This window comes from Zhongshania aquimaris (genome assembly GCF_019312595.1).
Classification (GTDB): Bacteria; Pseudomonadota; Gammaproteobacteria; order Pseudomonadales; family Spongiibacteraceae; genus Spongiibacter; species Spongiibacter aquimaris.
In genome coordinates, this window is record NZ_JAHWDQ010000007.1 from 66,755 (window position 1) to 88,594 (window position 21,840).

The following is a 21,840-nucleotide window of genomic DNA, read 5'->3' on the forward strand; positions in this document are numbered from 1 at the left end:
TACTAGTATGGGCGATTTTGTGGCTAAACCGCGGATAGCCTGATTGGGTTAATAGTGTTCTTTCGGGGACTTTCTATGCTGAGCGCTTGGTTTTTCGCCTTCTTGGGCGACCCACTTCTTTTTGTGTGAAAAAGAAGTGGGCAAGAAAAGCACACCCCAATCACTCGCCCTGAGGGTTCCCTGCACGTCAACAGCAGCTTACGGATTAAGCGGAAAGCTGTTTGAGCGTAGCGAGTTATTTCCGGGACACGCTGGCCGCACCGTAAGCTGCGACAAAACGACAGGAACGTCGATTTGAACGTCTGAAAGACGGCCTTTAGGCCGAGGGCCAAGGATGGCCCAGGTTATCCGCGATGGCGTTTTTTTGCCATCGGCAGCGGAACTGGGACGGCCTTTCTTTTGGTGCCTTTTCTTTGGCCGTGCAAAGAAAAGACACTCGCCCAGCTGGGCGAAACCGAAGCCTATTAAGCAATCAACCCTACGTTTTCTTAAGCGTAGTCAACGTCACCTCTTCGTCCTCCGGCATCGCCGGAAACAGCCCATAATCCGGGCTAGCCACCATATCCGCAGGCATCTCAAAAGGCCCTCGATAATGCAAAGCAAAATGCCTCCAGCTAAAACGCCAACAGTCGCCTTCGTTTACATAGTGATCGTGATAGACGCCCAATGTTAAAGCAGCGCTACCATCGGGCATCTTGGCCATTTCGGTGACCGGCAAACGACCTTTTGCACTCGCGCCCTCAATTTCAAGTAGCGGCGTTTCCGAGATCAGTCGAACCCGTTCGCAGCGGCCAAGTAAATTGCCAAACGCCGTCGCAATTTGATCACGGCCTTCAAACCGCATTCCGGCAATTTTCCACGCTGCATCGCTGCTAAAACAGGCGGCAAACGCAGCTTGATCTTTACGCCACACCGCATCGGTAAAACGGGCGTGCAGTTGTCGTATGCCACATTCGCCAATAACAAATTCCATCACAGGCCTGTCTCCTATATCGCCGTTCAAAACACTTACAACTTTGCTTGTTTACCAAGCAATACCGCCTGCACATTGCCGCGGTGATAAACACTCAGCACCAGCACATAGATCACGGTAAACAAGCCACCCATAACGCAGCTCAAACCCAAAAAAATTCCCAGTGGAGAAAACTTGTGTCGCCACGCTACCCATATGCCGATGAGCAACAGCTGCGCGAGTAAATCTGCAGTAAATTGACTGCGCCAATCGCCGGCTTGTAAGTCTGAGCTAAATACCTCTGCCGCGCTGCCAACGCCGTGTGCAAGTGCTGCTTGAACGGTAATGATCACCACTGCCAGCCACACCACGGCTAACACCAATCTAAATAATGTCATGCCACACACCCCACTCTATTTTTATTATTAAAAAACTAAATCTTTGCGTCCTTTGCAAACACCCGCCAAACGCCGGTGACTTCCATAACTGCTTCGCCACTGACATGCAGCATGGCGCGCACAAATATCATCTGCCGCCCGCGCTTGGTAATAGTGGTATCAATCTCAACAAACGAAGGCGCCTTGATGGCGCTTAAAAAATGGCTATTCATTTGCACGGTGGTGCAGTTTGCGCGCCCTGACGCCTCCCACACCATTAGTGACATGGCGTGATCGGCAAAGGTGCTCAATACCCCGCCGTGGATATAGCCCTGCGCATTCTCATGCCGCTCATCTAGAGCGACGGCGTAACGCCATGCGTCACCGTCACGTCGAGTCCAAAGCGCTTCTACCGAGGCCGGAATACCCTTAAACTCTCGCCGAGTCCAACCGTCGGGAATAGCTTGAATAGGCAGTTCGACATCTTGACTCATTCTTTGCACCTGCTCAGCACCAGTACGCTCCCCTCGGTACTGGCAGCAATATACAAGGTGCCATCCACGTCACCGCTAATGCCGGCAAACTCTCTCATCGGCCCAGACAGAACACCGACGCCACCCAGCGGTTTTGCTACTACGCCCGGCGGCGCACCAACAGGAAGGTTGCTCACCAGCGTCATGCGCTTGCCACTTTGTAAATTGAACTCAATTAATTCTTTACTGCCTACATCGATGATGTACAGCGCGTCACCCAAAATATAAATACCTTCTGGCTGCACGAGCCCATCAACCAAGGTATCTACCCGACCGCCAACGACGCGAGAGATTCGCCCCGCCGCCGATTCAGACACCAAGCAACTACCATCTCCCGCGATGGCAACGCCAACGGGTTCGGCGAGATCCTTGGCAAATACTGACACATTAGTGCCGTCTATCAGTAGCAAACGCCCAGTGCCTAATTCAGCGACGATGACAGCGCCATCCGCAGTTAAGACCACATCCATCAAACGATCGTAGCCACTGACCAAGACCTCACTTTCCATTTTTGCCGGCCAAAAGCGCGCAACATCACCATTGGCGGTACTGACAATCCACTGGCCAGAACCCGCCGCGCACACACCGCGAGTAAAGCCAGGAAAGCCTGGCGAGAACAACATACCGGCGACCTGTTTGTTTTCACCCTGACGCATTGTGTAGGTATAGCCGCCATCGGCAATAAACAGTTCACCGTCGGCAATCGCAAGCCCCATTGGCCACTGCAGGCCATCGGGTATTAAAGACTTAACTGTTCCATCAGCGGCAATTTCATTGATCTGCCCAGAGATACTCGACACAAATAGGCGATCACCAACAAAGGCCAGGTTATCCAAGCCCGGTGCAATCGTCGCCAATACGGTTTTCTCACCGGTCTGCGGATTTATTCTCAGCACCTGACCACTGGCTACCTGGGTAGACACAATAAATCCCTGTGCATCAAATTTAACCGCGTCGGGCACACCTAAATCGGTGGCGACGACTTCTGGCTGACCACCTGCGGGATTGATACGCCAAATTTCATTGGCGCCCATCACAGGAAAATACAGCATGCCGTCGGGGCCCACTTCCATGGCATTGGGCATCGGAACCTTGTCTAGAATTACACGGGACTGACCGCTGTTTAAATCCAGCTCCATTAAACGGCCATCGGGGCGACACTCCCCCGCGAACAACCTGCCTTGAAACATCGTAATTGGGTTAGCGCATGGCATTTCGCCATTTAACACCCGCGTTTCACCATTGGGGCGACGAACACTGACTCGGCCTTCGGTTATCTCAGTGGCGTAGAGATTGCCGTCGGCATCGAAGACCAAATCGTCCGGCGAGATGATGCCGCCATCAATTGGACTGATACTTTCAACCGCACCGGTATTAATATTGACCGCACTTATCTGACTGCCTGCAACCTGCGCTACATATATACGACCATCGCCCCCCGCGCGAATACCGTTCGCACCTTGGAGACGACTCGCTGGCATCAGCCTTGTCAGTGACCAGCCTTCCGCAGTAATAGCCGGCACAGCCGCAACGTAGCGTTCAAATTGCTCAGACATGGAAAAACTCCACTTTTAATACGATTTAAAAAACTATTTTTATAAAAAAACGACGCGCCGCCGTCCTACGACCTACTTAGGAATTGCTTTTACTCGCCATAGCAAAGCTATATTTCAGATGCTCCATGTGTCCCGCAGGAACCGGATTTAAGAGCAGTGGATCCTCGGTGACTCTGATGGCGTCAATATTTTTTGCCACATCTTCAATACTCCAGCTCGGTTGATACACCCCCACCGTTTCCGCTGGAAAAATTCTGGCAACACGCCCCGCCGCCGATGCCAATGCCTCACCGGTGATCGAGCAGCTCTCATGCGCCATCCAGGCTACACAGGGTGCGACCAGTTCGGGATCCATCGGCGGAAATGCACTGGTATCGATACCTTCGGACATACGCGTTACCGCCGCGGGTAAAATCAAATTGCTTTTAATATTATGTGCCGCGCCTTCAATCGCAGCGACATTGGACAGACCAGCCAAGCCAGCCTTAGACATACAGTAATTCACCACACCAGCGTTACCGTATAAACCGCCAATTGAACCGGTTAACACAATACGGCCGTAGCCCGCCTTGACCATATGCGGGAAAGCTTCGCGAACAACGTGGAATCCACCGCGCAAATGCACATCTAGCACGGCTTCAAAATCTTCATATGACAAATCGCACAAAGAGCCGCGGCGCACATTGCCGGCGTTGTGAATTAAAATATCCACCCGCCCATAGGTATTTATGGCGGTGTCGATAATCGCTTTACCACCGGCGGGACTTGCCACCGAATCCATATTGGCAATCGCCTCACCGCCGGCGGCTTTGATAGCGGCAACCACTTCTTCGGCGGGATGCTCATCGGTTCCATTACCAACCATGCTAAGACCGGGGTCATTCACCACCACCTTAGCGCCGCGCGATGCCAGCAACTCCGCGTATGAACGACCCAGGCCGCGACCAGCTCCAGTGATAACAGCGACTCGACCGTCAAATCTAAGTTCTGCCATGGTGTAAATCCTCTTTATATATTTAATTTTTTAGCTAACTACATTTGCCGTTCGCAGTGCCGCTATCTGCTCGTCGTTCATGTCGAGAATATCAGCGAGTACCTGGTCGGTGTGCTGCCCCAAAATCGGTGGCGCCGTCGGAATCGGCTGCTTATCGCCAGGAAATTTGATGGCGCGGTTAACAATAGGAATTTTCCCCAAAGTTTTGTGCTCCACTTCAACCACCATTTCACGGGCGACAGCGTGGGGCTGGCTGAGGGCGTCTTGAATTCCCAAGATAGGCGCATGGGGAACTTGATGGGCTGTAAACAAGGTCACCATATCTTGAATGGTCCGCTGGCTAGTGAAGTCTGCCACCAGTTGATTAACTTGCTCGCGACAGTCGCGGCGCTTTTCCAATGAATTAAACTGCGGATCATCCGCGTATTGCGGCATGCCTAAAGCATCGCAGATTCGCTTCCAGAACGAATTTGTTAAACAGGCAATAATAATCGCGCCATCGGCGGCGGGAAACGCGCCATAGGGTACAAGGTTGTGATGCTGCGAACCCTGCGGTTTAGGGTCTTCGCCGGTAAAAAACGGGAGCTGTGCCAGATAACCCAACATGCCAATCATGCCATCTAGCAAACTCACGTCGATCAAGCGACCTCGCCCAGTGCGATGGCGTTCGTGTAGAGCCGCCATAATGCCCATAGGGCCGTTGATACCGCCCACTAAATCGCCGAGTGGAATCCCGAGTTTAGTTGGCAGACCGCCCGCCTCGCCATTCACACTCATGGCGCCAGACAAGGCCTGTAAAACGATATCAAAAGACGGTAAATCCTTGAGCGGACTGTCCGCACCAAAGCCGGAAATAGAGCAGTAAATTAAACGCGGATTGACCTCAGCCATGACATCGTAACCGAGACCTAAACGCTGCATTACCCCCGGTCGATAATTTTCAATTAGCACATCGCATTTACGTGCTAAATCCTTGATCAAATTCACACCGTCTGCGGATTTTAAATCGACAACAATACTTTTTTTACCGCGATTTATCGCGAGATAATAATGACTTTCGCCGTCTCGAAATGGCGGGAATGTGCGCGTTTCATCGCCACTTCCTGGCGGTTCAACTTTAATAACTTCTGCACCCAAATCCGCCAGCGCCAAGGCAGCAGATGGGCCAGCCAATACGCGGGTCAAATCCAACACCCGAATATCCTGCAGTGGGCCTAGCCAATTTGTTTCACTATTGCTCATAGCACAGTCCTGCGATCGCCTAAATCAGAGCTATTATTCTTTCTATTACCATCGAGCAGAAACGAAATCGCCAGAAGCAAGTTTTCACTCACCTCCGGCGGTTTCTATACCCAATGTCGACCGTATTAGCCGCGGCTAGGTAGCTCAACAACAACGGCACCCGTTGCCGACAGTTCACCACGGTGAGTTTCAGCGCGCTGGCTGATTTCAACATAGTGCTTGCCATTTTCAACGTATTTGCGCGTTACCGATCCGTCGATGAAGATCACATCGCCGTCTGGGTTATGGCGACGAATTTGACTTTTGCTCTTGTGCAGGAAGCCATCATCACCCATCCAGTTAGTTGCGTGATGCGTCAACCAGGACGTGCGCTCTGGGCCGTAGTCGTATGCACCTGGTGCACCAACTTCATGGGCGAAAGCTTCATCCCAATGCACACGCTCTGGGCAATCTGGCACATTGAAGCGGTTTTTAATACCCAGGCCTGGATGCGCTTGCTGCATTTTCCACGCAAGTTTATTAGCGCGAATATACAAACCACCCCAGCCCTGCGCGTAACAAATAAAGCCTGTTACGGTCATTGGGCCTTTCATCATACGCGGCAGTGCATCGCCTTCGTTAACGTCTTCCCAGTAACGTGGCGTCGCGCCGCGCACTTCTTCTTCACCGTAAAGCTTGCCCCACTCAGCCAATTGCTCATCGGTGAACGGCTCAACCAAACCTTTAACTTCTGTGTACTTGGTGCCGCGCTCACGCGCTTCGTCGCGGTCGGTACGGAATACCCAGCTATCGCCTTCGGCAACTTTATCGCCGTGCTGATTGAAGAAATCAACGTGGTAAATTTGCTGGATAGAACGACCCGCAAAGCGAGTCTGATGCTCTACTAAATCTTTGAGGTAGGCTTCAGTCGTAATGGTGTCGTTACGCATTACCGGCTTGTGCCACGTCCAGTCTGCACCGGCCCACATGGCGTGAACACCAGACAAACCACCACAGTAACCAGAAATCAAACGGCTGGTAGTGAACAGGAAGCTAGGCAGTGCAACCACATCACCAAACTTGGTATTTTTGGCGTACTCAGGATCACACCAGAGTGGGTTGTCGTCACCAATACCGTGGGCGTAATGACGAATCGCGTCGCGAGTCGCTTCGTAGTTCCAAGGCTCTACGGTATTTTCAATTTTTACACCGATACGTTTGCGAAGATCGGCGAGACCTTCTTCGGTGATTTTTGGAAAACGATTTTCTGACATCACTTATCTCCTAGGGTTATTCTGCGGCTGCAACCGCTTTTGCCGCTTCGCGGTCACGCAAGATTTTGCGATGAACCTTGCCTGCAGGCGTTTTGGGAAGTTCACTAACAAATTCAACTATTCGCGGAAACTCATGCTGGGCCAAACGCTCCCTTGTGAATTTCTGCAGCTCCTCAATCAACGCGTCACTGCTTGGTCGAGGACTAACAACAAAGGCTTTTACCACCTGCCCACGGGTTTCATCCGGCACACCGATCACCGCCACTTCATCGACAGCATCGTGTTTAAGGAGGGTGTTTTCGATCTCGACAGCACTCATAGTCCAACCCGCAGAAATGATCACATCATCTGCACGGCCGCAGTGGTACAGGTAGCCGTCTTCATCGACCCGCGCCAAATCTTTGGTGGTTTCCCAGCGATCTTTTTTCCACAACATTAACTCGCCAACCTCGTTGGCAGAGGTTGTGCTGCCGTCGGCGCGTTGCACCTCCAGCTTAAGACCGGGAATTGGCTTACCCAGCGAACCAGGTTTCACCACATAATCTTCCGCACCGGGGAAGTTAACCAGCACCACCCCAATTTCAGTGGTGCCGTACATGCTGCATGGCGCGGTGTGAAAAGTGTCTTGAATAAAATCCAGCGTCGCTGGATCGCAGGGCTCGCCAGTAAAGGACAATTTCTTCATGGCAAAAGTAAAGTCGCCGCCTTTGCCAGAGTTTTTCATCATCCGGTAGTGGGTCGCGGCGGCAGACATATTGGTAATTTTGTAGTCTTGCAGCGCTTTCATTAAACGCACGGCGTCAAACTTACCGGCAAATGTGCCGGTGGTAACACCCAGACCTAACGGTGCCAACGTACCGTGCCATAAACCATGCCCCCACGCTGGCGACGAAGGGCAAAAGTATTCATCCCCTGGACGAATACCCGTGCCGTATAAAGCGGCAAACATCAGGGTCACCAAACTGCGGTGGGTGTGTTTAACCGCAGCCGGTAATTCGCGGGTAGTACCCGAGGTATATTGAAAAACGGCTAAATCAGTGGCTTTGGATTTAGTCTCAAAGTGACTGGGAAAACGCGCGATGTCCGCCAGTAAGGCATCGTTGGCGACAACCACATTCAAGCCTTCAACTTGCTTGGCGGTGTCTAGTTTTTCATCGTTGGTTACCAGCAAACTTGGCTTGCAGTCATCAACCCGCAAACGCAGGCCGTCTAAGCCAAACAGGGTGAACAAGGGCACGCTGATAGCCCCTGCCATCATGGCGCCAAACAAGCTGATATAAAAAGGTAGCGAGGGCTCAAGCATAAACGCGATGCGATCACCGGGTTTGATACCGTTTTCAACTAACCAATGGGCAAACTGGGCTGAACCCGCCGCTACCTGGTCAAAGCTCAGAATTTCGTCGGTGCCGTCGCCGTGGGCAATTCTCACCGCCGTGCGACCACTGCCATCGGCATGACGGGTCATGCACTCATGAGCAATATTCAGAAATTCGCGATCGCCATCGAACAATTCCCACAGCGCTGCGCTATTAGCGTGGGCCTGAGCATCGGCGAAGGATGTGTAATCTGTCAGTTTTTTCATTATTGCTATCGCAGTACCAAAATTAGATCATCTTCGCTATATGACCAGAGCATTTATACTCAATGGATTTTTCATCCCAGCCATTATAGACAGCATTGTTGATTAATGAGAACGAACAATGCCACAAGACAATATAATTGTAAATACAGAATTTAATTTTATATGTTGAATAACTTTTTGTTATGATGTGGACGAGTGACAAGACGTACTTCATTACCAAAGTCCGAACACCGTGCCTCACAACGAGAATTTTATGAGCGACAAGCCCGAGTCCAGCGGCAAGACCAGCAAAGCCGTTAAAGACAGCAAAGCACCCGCCATTTCACGCGCTGCGGCCATATTAAGACTGCTAGGCAAAAGCGATACATCGCTGAGCCTGCAGCATATTTCCAGCCGACTTGAGCTGGTTCCCAGCACCTGCCTATACATTCTTCGCGCCCTGGTTGAAGAGGAGTTAGTCGCGGTTGACCCCGATACCAAGCGCTACTCGCTAGAGGCCGGCGTACTCAGTCTCGCCCGCCACTGGCTGCGCCGAAATCAATTTACCGATCTTTGTCAAGCCCACCTGGATCACATTAGCCGCAGCCGCGAGGTCACGATGCTGGGGGTTCACATTGTCAGCCTCGATCATATTGTGGTTGTCGCCACCTCGCAGGCTGGGAATAATTTTCAAATAAGCGCCCAAATTGGCAGTCGCTTTCCCGCTCTAATCAGTGCAACCGGTCGCTGTATTGCCGCCTTTGGCGACATCGACGAAGAAGAAATTAAATCGCGCTTTAACAGCCTGCGCTGGGACGTACCGCCAAGCTGGACCAAGTGGAAATCGCAGGTAGACGACACCCGCAAACGGGGTATCGCCATCGACGCCGGCAACTATATCGCTGGGGTCACCGTACTGGCGGCACCGGTGTGGAATGGGCGCGGTAAACTCAGCCACGCATTGGTTGCCCTCAGTATTGGCAGCGCACTGCAGCGCAAGGGTATTACTGAACTGGAGAATGATCTGATTAATGCCGCCAAGCTGCTATCTGCGCAGTTAGGTGGGAGCGATACGAGATAAGCCTTGCCGGACACTAAGCTTATTGCCACGGCGCCGTCATCCTCAACGTACCCCCGCCGTCATCTTCAACTTGATTGAGGATCCATATACCTCGGACTTTGTAGCACTCTCAGTTGCGTCTGACGTCTGGCGTCGGAAGACCGACGCTAAAAGCATTCGCTTCGCTCACTTGGATCCCCGATCGGGGTCGGGGATGACGTGGTTATAAAAGTCGAGGAAGACGAAGTGTGATGATGTCATCCTCAACGCACCGCTGCTTTCATCCTCAACTAACGCCGTCATCCTCAACTACCGTCGTCATCCTCAACTACCGTCGTCATCCTCAACTTGATTGAGGATCCATATACCTCGAACGTTGCCGAACTCACAGTTACGTCTGACGTCTGGCGTCAGAAGACCGACGCTAAAGACATTCGCTTCGCTCACTTGGATCCCCGATCGGGGTCGGGGATGACGTGGTTTTTAAAGGTCGAGGAAGACGAAGTGTGATGATGTCATCCTCAACGCACCGCTGCTGTCATCCTCAACTAACGCCGTCATCCTCAACTAACGCCGTCATCCTCAACTACCGCCGTCATCCTCAACTTGATTGAGGATCCATATACCTCGGGCTTTGTAGCACTCTCAGTTGCGTCTGACGTCTGGCGTCAGAAGACCGACGCTAAAAGCATTCGCTTCGCTCACTTGGATCCCCGATCGGGGTCGGGGATGACGTGGTTATAAAAGTCGAGGAAAACGAAGTGTGATGATGTCATCCTCAACGCACCGCTGCTGTCATCCTCAACTAACGCCGTCATCCTCAACTTGATTGAGGATCCATAGACCTCGGGCTATTCGCAACCACCATTGCGTCGGACTTCAGACGTCTGACATCCGACGCTAAAAGCATTCGCTTCGCTCACTGGATCCCCGATCGGGGTCGGGGATGACGTGGTTTTTAAAGGTCTACCACGCCTAGCGCGTCGGCAGCTCTACTTCCGCAGTCGCCGTCGCCATGACCGTCCCGGTCTGGCTGCGCATTTTATAATCGACCTGAATAATATTTCTGCCTTCGTCATCAACGGTTTTATCCGTCACGGTCGCCTGCATAATCGTGATATCGCCGGTAAATGCGGGACCGCGGTAAGAGGCTTTAGAGTGAACAACTTGACCCCACTCGCCCGCCCAACCAGCTAAATAATCCAGAATCCATGCCCCCATCGACGCGCCGTAGCCATAGCCGCGCGGCATGCCGACACGACGAGCCCACTCGGGGAATAAGTGCCCACGCGAGGGACCAAAATAAGCGCCGTCGGTCCACTCCGGGTTATCGCGTTCCATCACCGGGTCATTTTCATGACCGGCAAACTCTTCGGTAAAACCAAATGAGGCCATATCCATACCAGGACGGTGAGTGCCACCCCAAATAGTGAATAAATAAGCGCGCCACTCAGTAGTGAAACTGGCAACACTATGAGGGCCAATAATACGCACAGGAAGCTCATCACCCACCTTAACGTCATCCCAATAACGTTTGCCGTGACCAAGCTCGTGCATCATTTTGATGTACTCGTACTTTTTAGTTTCCAGCTCTTTAAGCTCTTCTGCGGTCCACACTGGGTCTTCGGTGTTATCCATAGAACCCATTTCAACCGCCGAGTCCCGCGCGTAGCGAATCGCGGTGGAACGCTGCTTGGCAATGAAGTCGCCATTTTGATTGTAATAATTATTGTCACCGCGCTGGAAGCAAGTAGGTCCAGCAAAACCGGTTTGTTTTACGGCGTAATCGAAGGGTACTTTTTCATTGGTAATCTCGTCGCCACCAAAAATACGCGGACCGTAAAACCACCACTCATCGCCGCCAAAAATAAGATGGGAATCGGGTATACACCCCACACAAGCTGGGCCAGCACCGTGACCATCATCTACCCCCACCGCGAAAGATTGCGGCGCCACAATGCGGCCATAGCGGCCTTCAGCGGCAAAATCGTGATCGTAATGCATTAAATTTGGGTAGTGCATCGCCTGCACCCAGCGCCGAATATCGTTGTTGTGTAAGGGCTCTTTCATTTTTGCCGGGGCAATTGGTTTACCCATATACTGATCTAGATCAGAACAATCCAGGCTCTTGTCGCTCATTGCTAAACTCCTAAAAATTCTTCAGATTTCTGCCACCGCTAACAATGGCGATTTAAAATTATCGTTAACTCAGCTATTCAAAATGCGCGGAGAAAGGTATTTGCAATTTGACCACCCGCCATCAACCACAATAGTTTGGCCGTTGATAAATTCACCGCCAGGTGAGCACAGAAAGGCGATCGTGCTGGCAATATCTTCTACCTCACCCAAACGCGGGTAAGGCGTGGTATCCACATTCATTTTTTGAAAACCGGGATCATCGAAACGCGCGCGCACCATATCAGTCATCGTTACGCCCGGCGCCACACAGTTAGAGCGAATGCCCTGCGGCCCGTATTCGCACGCCATGTGCATGGTCAACGATGTTAAGCCACCCTTCGCCGCTGAATAGGCACCGCCGCGACGACCGCCAATGACCGCAAACGTCGAGGTGACATTCACGATTGCGGAGCCCGACTTCATATGGACAATGACATCCCGCGCTAAACGAAACGGCGCGCGCAACATAATCCCGAGGAAATGATCCAGGGTGTCGTCATCGGTTTCATGCAGTGGTTTGGGACTGCCTATTCCGGCGTTATTCACCAGCACATCTATGCTGCCAAAGCGCTCAAGGGTGAAATCTACTATCGCTTTCGGCGCGTCGTCGGTGGCGATATCAACGGCGATAGTCGCGAGACGATCGCCCGCGGCCATCTGATCTTCCAGTGCTGCCAATTTCGCAACATCGCGTCCCACACCCACAACGGCCATGCCCTGCTCAAGCAGTAGCTTGGTGGTGGCCGCGCCAATACCGCCGGCGGCACCGGTAATAATCGCCACTCTCATAGAGTTATCCTCATTATTTTCACTCTGCGACTGGAATTCATCCAACAGCACACTTATGCTACGGGGTATTATAATCACCTATGTTGATTACTTGCCAGCGCATTTTGGCAATACGCCCTCGAACAGCGCCGCATTCACCGTCAAAACGGGAGTGCAAATATTCGCTACAGAGGGCGAAACAACAGCTTTTCTACATATAGCGCGATGCGCTGCAAGGGTTTTATTGTGAGTGCAAAAAGAAAAAATATAGCCGGTTGGTCAATACGCTGGGATCAAAAACTAGCCGACCAAGCCTACGCCGATGGCCTTTGGGCAAAAGAAACCCTGACCGACACCCTGGGGCAACGCGCGGCCAAACACCCAGAGCACATTGTCATCATCGACGGCGACGTACACGTAACGGCCGCCGAGCTATACCAGCAAGCGCAATATTTATCGCAGCATATGATGAGCGTTATGCCCGTGGGCAGCGTCGTGTCTTTCATGCTACCCAACTGGCACGAAGCGGCAACAATCTACCTGGCCGCAACCATGGCCGGCATGGTTGCCCACCCCGTTTTACCATCGCTACGTGAGCACGATCTGCGATATATGCTGGAAGACATCGGCAGCAGAATGATTTTTATCCCGCAAGAATTTCGCGGCAACCCCTGTGCCGATATGCTTTGCAGCGTGCAGGCGAGCCTCAGTAAGTCACTGGATGTGGTCGTTGTACGCGGCCAAGCCGGTCCTCATATAAGCTACGAATCACTGTTCACCAATTCCACAAGCACAAGCCTCCCCGACGTAGATCCCGATGGAGTGCGAATGGTGATGTACACCTCCGGCACCACCGGCAGCCCAAAGGGCGTCATGCACAGCCACAACTCCATTCGCGCACTGATCCATCAACTAGGGGAACACTGGCACATCGCAGCCAATGACCGCTTTCTGGTCGCATCCCCTATCAGTCATATTGGCGGCTCTATCTATGCCTTTGAGTGCCCAATTTTACTTGGCTGCACCGCGGTATTAATGGAACGCTGGGATGCCGAGGCGGCAATGGACATAATGATTAGAGAAAAAATTAGCCACTTCGCGGGCGCCACGCCATTCCTCGTACAACTCCTCGCTGCCGCCGAATTAGCTGAAACGCATCTTCCCGATTTGAAGGTCTTTATCTGTGGCGGCGCGTCAGTGCCACCGGCATTAATCCGCCGCGCCAGCGCCTATTTCGATAGCGCCGTGGTAACACGGGTTTACGGATCAACCGAAGTGCCAGTAATGACGGTGGGTGTAACAGACCCCGGCGATGCTGATCACGCCGCCGACACCGATGGCCTGCCGGGTATCGCCCACTTAAAACTAAGCTCTAGCGAAGGCGCCGCAGCAGACACCGGCGAGATCGTTGCGAAGGGCCCGCAAATGTTAATCGGCTATGTTCACGCCGAAGACGAAGCCAAGGTTTTTGATACAGACGGATACTTTCGCTCGGGGGATTTGGGTCGCTGGATCGACGAACGCTACCTTGTCATCGCGGGACGTCTTAAAGACATCATCATCCGCAATGGTGAGAACATCGCACCGAAAGAAGTAGAGGATTTACTGCTGGGCCACCCGGCCATCGCCGAGATCGCCATTGTTGGACTGCCCGATGATAAAACCGGCGAGCGCGCCTGTGCGGTGATCGTTGGTGCCGGCGACGAGAAAATAACGCTGAAAGATATCCAGCATTACTTAATTGATAAAGGCATCGCCAAATTCAAAATTCCGGAACAAATTGAATTTGTCACGCAATTACTTAAAAACGATGCCGGCAAAATACTTAAACATAAAATTCGCGACGCACTATTGGCGAAGCAAAACGGATAAACCAAGTCAACCACTATTCAACATCACTGTTGACTAACAATGAAGTGTGACTTATCTTTGTACTACGGCTGATAACTTTACAGATTCGTCCCAGCGGCACGCCGACATTGTTAATTTTGCTCAAAAGCATAATCCCTTAGCACTGAATGTAGATCCAACTAACGAATTAGCACTTATTTTTAAAGGTTCAGTAGAATGAGTTTTTCCAGCACCGACTTAACTCCCCGCATCGGCACCGAAATTCACTCCGATATCACCACCCTATTGAGTGGCAAATACGCCAGTGAAATACGCGACATACTTGAGCGTCGTGGGGTGGTCGTCTTTCGCGAAATCAATATGAGTGATGCCCAACAACTTGCCTTTACCGCGACCCTCGGCAATGTTGTAGATGAAGGGGATAAAGGCATCTACAAGGTCACCCTGGATACCAAAGAAAATGCACAGGCCGAGTATTTAAAGGGCGCTTTTTACTGGCATATCGATGGCACCACATTAAACGTACCCATACTCGCATCACTGCTAACTGCCAAGCGTTTATCAGAAACCGGTGGCGACACTGAGTTCTGCAACACCTACACCGCCTATGATGATCTGAGCGATGAAGAAAAGCAGGAGTATCACAATTATAAAGTGGTACACAGCCTGGAAAACGCGCAACTGTATGTGCACCCGGAACCTAGCTACGCAGAGATCTCGGGCTGGCGCCATGTACCGTCCAACACCTTGCCACTAGTTTGGAAACACAAATCAGGGCGCAACTCCCTGGTATTAGGCTCAACGGCTGCCTATATTGAAGGCATGGAATATCAGGCTGGTCGCGCCCTGCTCGTCAAGTTGCGCGACTACGCAACAAATCCGAAATACGTTTATCGCCACCAGTGGAAAGTCGGCGATTTGGTGATATGGGATAACACCGGCACCATGCACCGCGCTACCGCATACCCGCTAGACAGCGGTCGTATGATGCACCGCACCAAACTGGCTGGTGAAGAGTCCTTCGCTTAAGGCATGCTCACCGAAGCTGCGGCCGACACCGTCTGCCGCGCTTTTAGATTTTTTGCCAGCAAAACAATAAAAATAATAACCCTGTCATCAAGGCATCAACAACATGAACTTTACTGACCGCTACGGACCCTGGGCTATCATCGCCGGCGCCTCAGAAGGCATTGGCCGTGAGCTTGCCAAACAGATCGCCGCGCAAGGCTTAGACTGCATTTTAATCGCGCGGCGCGAGGCACCTCTGCGCGCACTGGCCGATGAGATTGAAAATGAATTTGATGTTGAGTGCCTATGTTTAGCCATTGATCTTAGCGCCAACGAAGCCTGCGACAAGATTGTCGCCGCTGTTGGCGAGCGCGAGATTGGCCTCTATGTTTCGAATGCCGGCGCCGATCCCAATGGTTCGCATTTTCTAGATAGCGACATCGGCACCTGGACCCAAATCATTCAGCGCAATGTGTTAAGCAAGATCAAATGCTGCCACCACTTCGGCCAAAAAATGCAAGCCCGCAAACGCGGCGGCATTTTGCTGATCGGCTCTGGCGGCTGCTACGGCGGCGCCAGCTATATGGCCAGCTACTCTGCCAGCAAAGCCTTTGAACTCTGCTTTGCCGAATCACTATGGGCCGAGCTGCGCAGCGACGAAGTCGATGTGTTATATATGGCACTGAGCATGACCGATACCCCCGCACTGCGCAAACTACTTGATAGCAAAGGTTTACCGCTACCAGACAATATCGCCAATCCCGCTGACGTCGCGAAAACAGCGTTAACGCATTTACGCAAAGGTCCGATTTGCAATTGGGGTCTAGAAGACGACGAAGCAGGATACGGCTTTCAATCTGCAAAAGATCGGCGCGAACGTATTTTGCAAATTGATATTGCTAGCGCTCGGGTTTTTGGGCAGTAATATTCGCGATGTAGCAAGCTACGTTTGTATTCGTTAGCTAGGCGGGCGCAAGGATAATCCTTGGGGAGATTTAAAAGCTTACGCTTTAAAATTGCGTTTCAGGAAGATGAACCTCTAAGCCATCAAGATCTTGACTCATTATTAATTGGCAGCTCAAGCGACTTCGCTTACTCCGCTCTAGCAAACCGTCCAACAAATCATTTTCATGACCGCTGGGTTCACCAATTTCCTCACCCCACCCTTCACCGACAATACAATGGCAGGTTGCGCAAGCACAGCCGCCACCACAATCACCGAGAATCCCACTCACATTATTATCCAATGCCGCTTGCATTAAGTTCTCACCGACGCCGACATCCACTATCACGAACTCTCCAGTGAATGAAATGTATTTTACTTTTGCCATCTGCGAAATCTCGATCCTTAATAAGGTGTGAAAATTCAATACCTATCAATGTGTGCTAATTTGCCGATTCACCAAAATTATACTTAAGGCGCATACCGTACATCTTCGGCTGGCCAGCAGATCTGGAATCAATGCCCAAGGCATTATAGGTACCAGCCACAAATGTGACGTACTCTTCATCGGTAATGTTGGTAGCGAACAGGGAAAGGCTTAATGGAGTAGCGAAGACATTTGTCCAATTCAAATTTAAATTCAGTACTGAAAACTTATCTAGTTCAGAGAAGGGAGAAAAGCTTGACGCAGTTGCTCGTTGCTTTCCGGTACTAGCATAAGTTGCACCAACATCAACATCGCCCCAGCCCTCAGACTTTATCATTAGATAATCAAGCGAGATGGTATATGAATGGTCTGGCGTATACGGCAGAGTGTCACCTTGAACGGCAATTGGTGTAAAGGTTAGCCCGCCGACGGGTCCCGCCGCGCTAGAAACCCGCTGCTGATTTGATTCAAGATTTTGCTCGACAAGCTCACTATCAATATATGAATAGGAGAAGCTTGTGCTAAGACGCTCAAATAGCTGCATATAACCATCAAATTCTACACCGCGAATACTTGCCCTACCGGCATTAAAAATTGCGGTGGTAGAGCCTGAAGTTTGCGAAACAAAGCCACTCTGTAACTGCATATCTCTTAGGTCGTTATCGTAGACAGAGATATTAAAGCGAGTAGGAACCGGCCAATAGAATTCAGTCTTCGCACCAATTTCGTAGTTATCAACGGTCTCCTCGCCATACACGTCAACACCGGGATCAGTAGCTAAGTTAATACCACCCTGGCGATAGCCACGGACATATTTAGCATAAGTCATCACACCGTCCACGGGACGATATTGAAGCTCAAAGACGCCTGTCGGCGCATTGCTTTCTTGTATTGCGATCTGGGAAAAATTTTCAGATCTCGTTAACAAATTTGCAGTAAATCCGTATTTCTCTTTGTTCGCAGCACCCTCAGTTTTATCCATTGTGTATCGAGCACCGACAGTCACACTGAGGTTTTCTAATATATCGTAAGTCGCCTGTGCATAGACCGCCTTATTGGTATATTCAGTCTCGAATGCTTGTACAAGCACGGTGCCAATTAAACCCGCGGCGAGATCAAAACAATTAAATTGAGATGGATCACCGGTGGCAAGTGATTTCAACTCACAATTAAGTGAACTCGCGGTGATATTCCCAGAGGGACCATCTGGGCTACTTTTTTCATAGTAGAGACCAGTTTGCCATTGTAATTTTTGATCTAGCGATAGCCCTATCGCTTGCAGCTCGACTGTTATTGATTCTTGACTAGTTACAGGGAAATCAGGATGAACAATCGAATAGCCATGTAAAAATTCACGGCGTGAGTCAATCAGGCCAATTGGCACACCTAAATCGATAATGGATGACTGCACTTCAGTAAACTGGGTGCCAAACAGGTCCTGATTATTAAATGACTCTAAATGTGAATAAGAAACAATATTTTTAATCGTAATATTGTCAGTTGCCATCCAAGTAAAATGATTAATGATTCTATAATCTTCAATCTCCGTACCGGGATCTTCAACGGTACTTATCACATCGTAAAATCCATCTCCCGCAGCTTCCTGACGCTGAAGTTGCCGCTCACAGGCCTGCGGTCTAAATATACTAAAAGGTGCTTCTGCTGGATTTGCATTACAGGCAAAAAGCTTTGATGTATAGCCTTTGGAATCGGATTCAGAATAATTCAGAACCGTATAGCTCTCAAGCGTATCAGTTATATCAACAACCAAACTAAGGCGAGCCGCGAAGTGATTAGCATCGCCAAAATCACTCCCACCAATACCGCTAAGATTTTTCAAATACCCATCACGATTTTTCTTATCTATGCCAAAACGCATTCTTATATTGTCGGTAATGGGAGTGTTAACAACAAATTGCCCTCCATACATATTGTAGTTTCCCGCCGAAAGTTCTACATAGCCTTCATATAAGTCTGTTGGTCGCTGAGGCATTAGCAAAACGGAACCACCCGTTGTATTTCTGCCGAAAAGAGTACCCTGGGGGCCCTTGAGCACTTGAATATTTTGTAAATCAAACAAGGTACCGGGTCCGGCACCGTCACCAGAAGTCTGGAGTATCTGCCCACGTGGCGCGACGACTTCGGCAAAATAAACCCCTACCGTCGCAGTCGTACGCAATTCTTTGGAGAATCCGCGGATGTTGAACGCCGCGTTGTCGGGGCCAAACATAGTATTAACTGACATTGACGGCGTGATTGATGCTAAATCAGTAGTGCTAGAAATATTGGCGTCAGCAATCTGTTGCTGGCTAAAAACTGACATAGATGTCGCGACATCTTGGGCATTTTGCTCCCGTCGCTGAGCCGTAACTATCACCTCTTCAAGTAGTACTTTCGATTTCTTCTCCGCAGACATTGCGGGAGTGGAAAAAAGTACAATTCCGAAGGCTGCTATACCGCAAACAGATGAATACAAGCCACCCATACTTTTTAACATACACCCTCTACTTTTCTTATATTTATTATCTAGCTCTGCTCTTCCCACCCACTTAAGGCGGCAGCGCGCAACTATTGACGACGGCGTGGTGATATCGCCATAGCCATTTATTAAGTAAGTATCTACTATAATTGCGCCGCACAATAAAAACAACAACTAGTTGCCATTAATTATAGCCCTGTAATTCCGTGTTTTATATAGAAGGCAACTAGGGGTACAATCATACCGACTTCAAAAACTTTCCAGGCGGATTCCACTTTGGCAAAACTAACTACTCCCGACACTCAAACCGCTCCAAAAGACCGCCGCACTTCCGGAATACAAAAGCAAGGCCGGGCAGCCAAAGTCGTCAATGACGTGCTTCGCTCTACCTGTGAGGAACTCAATAATGTTGGCTATGCGGCGCTGCGAGTAGAAGACGTTGCCGAAAAGGCTGGTGTAAACAAAACTACTATTTATCGCCGCTGGCCCACCAAAAATGAATTAGTGATAGATGCCATTCGAAATAGCTATATAGCGGAACACGAGTTTCCAGATAGCGGCGTACTCAGAGAAGATTTGATTCAATATCTTCGGATAATGATTAGGCGAACAAAAAATCCGATGGCGCGCGGCGCGATGATCGCCCTAAACAACTCAACCGATCCTGGCATGAAGCCCTTGGCCGACGAACTACTAGGTCGAGCACGGCGATATCGAACATTAATGGTGCAACGCGGAATTGACCGCGGTGAACTTCCAGAACACACCGACGCAGAATTAATTAGCGACCTGTTTTCCGCACCAATCCTTCGCCGCCTACTGACTCTCGGTGAGCCGGTTAAATTGAGCTATATCGACGCTGTTGTCGACACCGTTTTGGCTGGTGCGAAAGCCAACCCGCCAAAAAGAAAAAGAAAATAATCTCGTCTTGAGATTAGGCACGTTAAAAAGACACCTAACAAACTGCATAAATATGTTCGAGCCTATATACCTTTAAGGCCGTGTCGATACATTTTGATGGGCAAGGTTAATTCGCTGGCATGAACATGGGCAACATTAGGCCATTTTCATGTCTTGCCATCTTAACTTGGAGCGGCATCCCAAGCTCAAGCATGCTATGTGAGCAGTCGACAATATTGGTATGAAAGAAAGGCCCCTCGTCAAGCTCAACAACACCGACAACAAACGGCACTTTGTCTTTCATCGAGGCAAGGTGGGTGCGGTGAATAATAGTATAGGTGTGCAAAGTCGCTTTACCGGACGCCGCCACCCATTCCATGGCCTCATTGCCGTGATCTACACAGCGGCTCGCCGGCCAGTAGCCACGTTTGCAACGCTGGCACTGGTGAATTAAAAACAGTTCGTCTTCACATGCGTTCCAGAATGGCAGATCGGCAGGGTCGCCACCCACCTTAAGAATAGTGTCTAAATGTTTATTATCGGTTTCAGTTGTCACGCTATTACTCATGTCAGCACCAAGAATTCGCTACTGCTCGCTACCAAGAATTAAGGATGCGTGTGCCCAGGTATTCTGCACACCGGCATTCATACCATGCCCGCTAACCAGCGCCGTACCCGCCTTTTTCAATTGTCCTTCGCCGGCATCTCCTCGGAGCTGGATAATCGCTTCTATAATGCCCGTAAACCCAGTTGTGTAGTAAGCCGAAAGCTGGCCGCCACCCGTATTAGTCGGCATCTTTCCCTCTGGTCCAGCCCCACCGTCGGCATAAAACGCCCCGCCCTGGCCAGCAGCAATAACACCGTAAGCTTCTAGCTGCATTAGCGGCGAAATAGTAAACGGATCATAAAGCTGCGCCATATCAATATCTGCGATTGTCATCCCGGCCTGTGCAAATGCCCGCCGCTTCGCCGGCTCGATATTGTCGTGGTTGTCGAATGGCACACCCTTGTGCCAATTCGCAATATTGTGCCCTGTTCCGCCGCCCAAAAGGTATATTGGCTTCGCGTGTAACTGCCGCGCGCGCTCAGCACTTGTAACCAACACAGCCACACCACCATCGGTATCCCGCGTGCAGTCTAAACGCCGAAATGGATCTGCAATCATAGGCGAAGCTTGATGCTCGTCGAGCGTAATTGGTTTGCCATAACCTAATGTACCAGGGCGTTTCACTGCGTAATCGCGCTGGGTCACCGCAACCGCGCCAAGATGCCTCGATGTGGTTCCGTACAAATGCATATGACGCCGAGCATGAAACGCATGAGTTGCGGCCGCCCCCATTAAGCCATAAAGCATTGGATAGCCGTAACCATATGCGCCAATCGGCTGCACCCCACGCGCGGCTCTTGCCGAATGCGCCTCCCCGTATACACAGGCAACCATTTCCGCCTGCCCAGACTGAATCATTCCAATAGCGGTAAGCAGACTAAAGACCGGCGTTGCTCCACCAGTCATCATTGACACCGAGAAATTCGGTGACAAGCCCATATACCGCAAGTCTTCTCGGTCGACGAAGCAGCGAATGTAGCCGTCGATAGCATCCCGCTCTAAACCCGCATCCGCTAATGCCAGATCAACTGCCTGCGAACGCAACTCGCGCGCCTCAAGCCCAAGGTTTAAACCTTGCGCTGTCACGCCCATCCCGACAATCGCACATGCGCCTCTAGTCAATGTACTACCCCTTTAACAAAGCACATATC

19 protein-coding genes are annotated in these 21,840 nt (G+C 50.7%); 5 read left to right on the forward strand and 14 right to left on the reverse strand.

Going from position 1 to position 21,840, the window contains the following annotated elements; translation table 11 throughout:
* Window positions 1-478 precede the first annotated feature (478 nt).
* The 8 genes from KXJ70_RS18015 to KXJ70_RS18050 all read right to left on the reverse strand — a co-directional run bounded on the left by KXJ70_RS18015 (window position 479) and on the right by KXJ70_RS18050 (window position 8,489).
* Window positions 479-973: a nuclear transport factor 2 family protein gene (locus tag KXJ70_RS18015; protein ID WP_219044947.1), complete on the reverse strand. Its 495-nt coding sequence runs from the start codon at window positions 971-973 to the stop codon at window positions 479-481.
* Window positions 974-1,008: 35 nt separating this feature from the next.
* On the reverse strand, window positions 1,009-1,350 hold the full coding sequence (locus KXJ70_RS18020) for a hypothetical protein (RefSeq protein ID WP_219044948.1): 342 nt from the start codon (window positions 1,348-1,350) through the stop codon (window positions 1,009-1,011).
* Between the two features lie 35 nt (window positions 1,351-1,385).
* Window positions 1,386-1,823: a PaaI family thioesterase gene (locus tag KXJ70_RS18025; protein ID WP_219044949.1), complete on the reverse strand. Its 438-nt coding sequence runs from the start codon at window positions 1,821-1,823 to the stop codon at window positions 1,386-1,388.
* The gene (locus KXJ70_RS18030) at window positions 1,820-3,418 is read right to left on the reverse strand and encodes an SMP-30/gluconolactonase/LRE family protein (RefSeq protein WP_219044950.1); all 1,599 of its coding nucleotides are present in this window, start codon (window positions 3,416-3,418) and stop codon (window positions 1,820-1,822) included. Before KXJ70_RS18030 ends, KXJ70_RS18025 begins: the two co-directional genes overlap by 4 nt.
* Window positions 3,419-3,494: 76 nt before the next feature.
* Complete coding sequence (locus tag KXJ70_RS18035; protein ID WP_219044951.1) at window positions 3,495-4,412, reverse strand: SDR family NAD(P)-dependent oxidoreductase; 918 nt, start codon at window positions 4,410-4,412, stop codon at window positions 3,495-3,497.
* 30 nt (window positions 4,413-4,442) lie between these two features.
* Entirely contained in the window at window positions 4,443-5,654 is a 1,212-nt protein-coding gene (locus KXJ70_RS18040) for a CaiB/BaiF CoA transferase family protein (RefSeq protein ID WP_219044952.1), read from the reverse strand.
* 125 nt (window positions 5,655-5,779) lie between these two features.
* Window positions 5,780-6,907: an FAS1-like dehydratase domain-containing protein gene (locus KXJ70_RS18045; RefSeq protein ID WP_219044953.1), complete on the reverse strand. Its 1,128-nt coding sequence runs from the start codon at window positions 6,905-6,907 to the stop codon at window positions 5,780-5,782.
* Window positions 6,908-6,923: 16 nt separating this feature from the next.
* Complete coding sequence (locus KXJ70_RS18050; protein ID WP_219044954.1) at window positions 6,924-8,489, reverse strand: acetate--CoA ligase; 1,566 nt, start codon at window positions 8,487-8,489, stop codon at window positions 6,924-6,926.
* A gap of 253 nt (window positions 8,490-8,742) precedes the next feature.
* On the opposite strand from KXJ70_RS18050, the gene KXJ70_RS18055 reads away from it, so the two are divergent.
* A complete protein-coding gene (locus tag KXJ70_RS18055) occupies window positions 8,743-9,549 on the forward strand; it encodes an IclR family transcriptional regulator (protein ID WP_219044955.1) in 807 nt (268 codons plus the stop codon).
* Between the two features lie 954 nt (window positions 9,550-10,503).
* On the opposite strand, the gene KXJ70_RS18060 is transcribed toward KXJ70_RS18055, so the two are convergent.
* Both KXJ70_RS18060 and KXJ70_RS18065 read right to left on the reverse strand, forming a co-directional pair.
* Window positions 10,504-11,667, reverse strand: a complete 1,164-nt coding sequence (locus KXJ70_RS18060; RefSeq protein ID WP_219044956.1) for an FAS1-like dehydratase domain-containing protein — start codon at window positions 11,665-11,667, stop codon at window positions 10,504-10,506.
* 69 nt (window positions 11,668-11,736) lie between these two features.
* Window positions 11,737-12,495 carry an SDR family NAD(P)-dependent oxidoreductase gene (locus KXJ70_RS18065; RefSeq protein WP_219044957.1) on the reverse strand — a complete coding sequence of 253 codons (759 nt, stop codon included), beginning with the start codon at window positions 12,493-12,495 and terminating at the stop codon, window positions 11,737-11,739.
* 225 nt (window positions 12,496-12,720) lie between these two features.
* On the opposite strand from KXJ70_RS18065, the gene KXJ70_RS18070 reads away from it, so the two are divergent.
* From KXJ70_RS18070 to KXJ70_RS18080, 3 genes are all read left to right on the forward strand, one after another.
* Window positions 12,721-14,346 carry an AMP-binding protein gene (locus KXJ70_RS18070; RefSeq protein WP_219044958.1) on the forward strand — a complete coding sequence of 542 codons (1,626 nt, stop codon included), beginning with the start codon at window positions 12,721-12,723 and terminating at the stop codon, window positions 14,344-14,346.
* Window positions 14,347-14,541: 195 nt separating this feature from the next.
* Window positions 14,542-15,354, forward strand: coding sequence for a TauD/TfdA dioxygenase family protein (locus tag KXJ70_RS18075; RefSeq protein WP_219044959.1), 813 nt, complete (start codon window positions 14,542-14,544; stop codon window positions 15,352-15,354).
* 103 nt (window positions 15,355-15,457) lie between these two features.
* Window positions 15,458-16,258, forward strand: coding sequence for an SDR family NAD(P)-dependent oxidoreductase (locus KXJ70_RS18080; RefSeq protein WP_219044960.1), 801 nt, complete (start codon window positions 15,458-15,460; stop codon window positions 16,256-16,258).
* A gap of 85 nt (window positions 16,259-16,343) precedes the next feature.
* Here KXJ70_RS18080 and KXJ70_RS18085 read toward each other — a convergent pair whose 3' ends face one another.
* The gene (locus tag KXJ70_RS18085) at window positions 16,344-16,664 is read right to left on the reverse strand and encodes a 2Fe-2S iron-sulfur cluster-binding protein (RefSeq protein ID WP_219044961.1); all 321 of its coding nucleotides are present in this window, start codon (window positions 16,662-16,664) and stop codon (window positions 16,344-16,346) included.
* Window positions 16,665-16,719: 55 nt separating this feature from the next.
* On the reverse strand, window positions 16,720-19,200 hold the full coding sequence (locus tag KXJ70_RS18090; protein ID WP_219044962.1) for a TonB-dependent receptor: 2,481 nt from the start codon (window positions 19,198-19,200) through the stop codon (window positions 16,720-16,722).
* 258 nt (window positions 19,201-19,458) lie between these two features.
* Between KXJ70_RS18090 and KXJ70_RS18095 the strand changes: the two genes are divergently transcribed.
* Window positions 19,459-20,103 carry a TetR/AcrR family transcriptional regulator gene (locus KXJ70_RS18095; RefSeq protein WP_219044963.1) on the forward strand — a complete coding sequence of 215 codons (645 nt, stop codon included), beginning with the start codon at window positions 19,459-19,461 and terminating at the stop codon, window positions 20,101-20,103.
* A gap of 106 nt (window positions 20,104-20,209) precedes the next feature.
* Here KXJ70_RS18095 and KXJ70_RS18100 read toward each other — a convergent pair whose 3' ends face one another.
* Entirely contained in the window at window positions 20,210-20,650 is a 441-nt protein-coding gene (locus KXJ70_RS18100) for a Zn-ribbon domain-containing OB-fold protein (RefSeq protein ID WP_219044964.1), read from the reverse strand.
* Window positions 20,651-20,668: 18 nt separating this feature from the next.
* A complete protein-coding gene (locus KXJ70_RS18105; RefSeq protein WP_219044965.1) occupies window positions 20,669-21,811 on the reverse strand; it encodes a thiolase family protein in 1,143 nt (380 codons plus the stop codon).
* Window positions 21,812-21,840: the final 29 nt, after the last annotated feature.

Bases quoted from the DNA above. Each gene is read 5' to 3' on its own strand.
- KXJ70_RS18015 (WP_219044947.1), bottom strand. From the start codon at position 973: ATGGAATTTGTTATTGGCGAATGTGGCATACGACAACTGCACGCCCGT.
- KXJ70_RS18020 (WP_219044948.1), bottom strand. From the start codon at position 1,350: ATGACATTATTTAGATTGGTGTTAGCCGTGGTGTGGCTGGCAGTGGTG.
- KXJ70_RS18025 (WP_219044949.1), bottom strand. From the start codon at position 1,823: ATGAGTCAAGATGTCGAACTGCCTATTCAAGCTATTCCCGACGGTTGG.
- KXJ70_RS18030 (WP_219044950.1), bottom strand. From the start codon at position 3,418: ATGTCTGAGCAATTTGAACGCTACGTTGCGGCTGTGCCGGCTATTACT.
- KXJ70_RS18035 (WP_219044951.1), bottom strand. From the start codon at position 4,412: ATGGCAGAACTTAGATTTGACGGTCGAGTCGCTGTTATCACTGGAGCT.
- KXJ70_RS18040 (WP_219044952.1), bottom strand. From the start codon at position 5,654: ATGAGCAATAGTGAAACAAATTGGCTAGGCCCACTGCAGGATATTCGG.
- KXJ70_RS18045 (WP_219044953.1), bottom strand. From the start codon at position 6,907: ATGTCAGAAAATCGTTTTCCAAAAATCACCGAAGAAGGTCTCGCCGAT.
- KXJ70_RS18050 (WP_219044954.1), bottom strand. From the start codon at position 8,489: ATGAAAAAACTGACAGATTACACATCCTTCGCCGATGCTCAGGCCCAC.
- KXJ70_RS18055 (WP_219044955.1), top strand. From the start codon at position 8,743: ATGAGCGACAAGCCCGAGTCCAGCGGCAAGACCAGCAAAGCCGTTAAA.
- KXJ70_RS18060 (WP_219044956.1), bottom strand. From the start codon at position 11,667: ATGAGCGACAAGAGCCTGGATTGTTCTGATCTAGATCAGTATATGGGT.
- KXJ70_RS18065 (WP_219044957.1), bottom strand. From the start codon at position 12,495: ATGAGAGTGGCGATTATTACCGGTGCCGCCGGCGGTATTGGCGCGGCC.
- KXJ70_RS18075 (WP_219044959.1), top strand. From the start codon at position 14,542: ATGAGTTTTTCCAGCACCGACTTAACTCCCCGCATCGGCACCGAAATT.
- KXJ70_RS18080 (WP_219044960.1), top strand. From the start codon at position 15,458: ATGAACTTTACTGACCGCTACGGACCCTGGGCTATCATCGCCGGCGCC.
- KXJ70_RS18085 (WP_219044961.1), bottom strand. From the start codon at position 16,664: ATGGCAAAAGTAAAATACATTTCATTCACTGGAGAGTTCGTGATAGTG.
- KXJ70_RS18090 (WP_219044962.1), bottom strand. From the start codon at position 19,200: ATGTTAAAAAGTATGGGTGGCTTGTATTCATCTGTTTGCGGTATAGCA.
- KXJ70_RS18100 (WP_219044964.1), bottom strand. From the start codon at position 20,650: ATGAGTAATAGCGTGACAACTGAAACCGATAATAAACATTTAGACACT.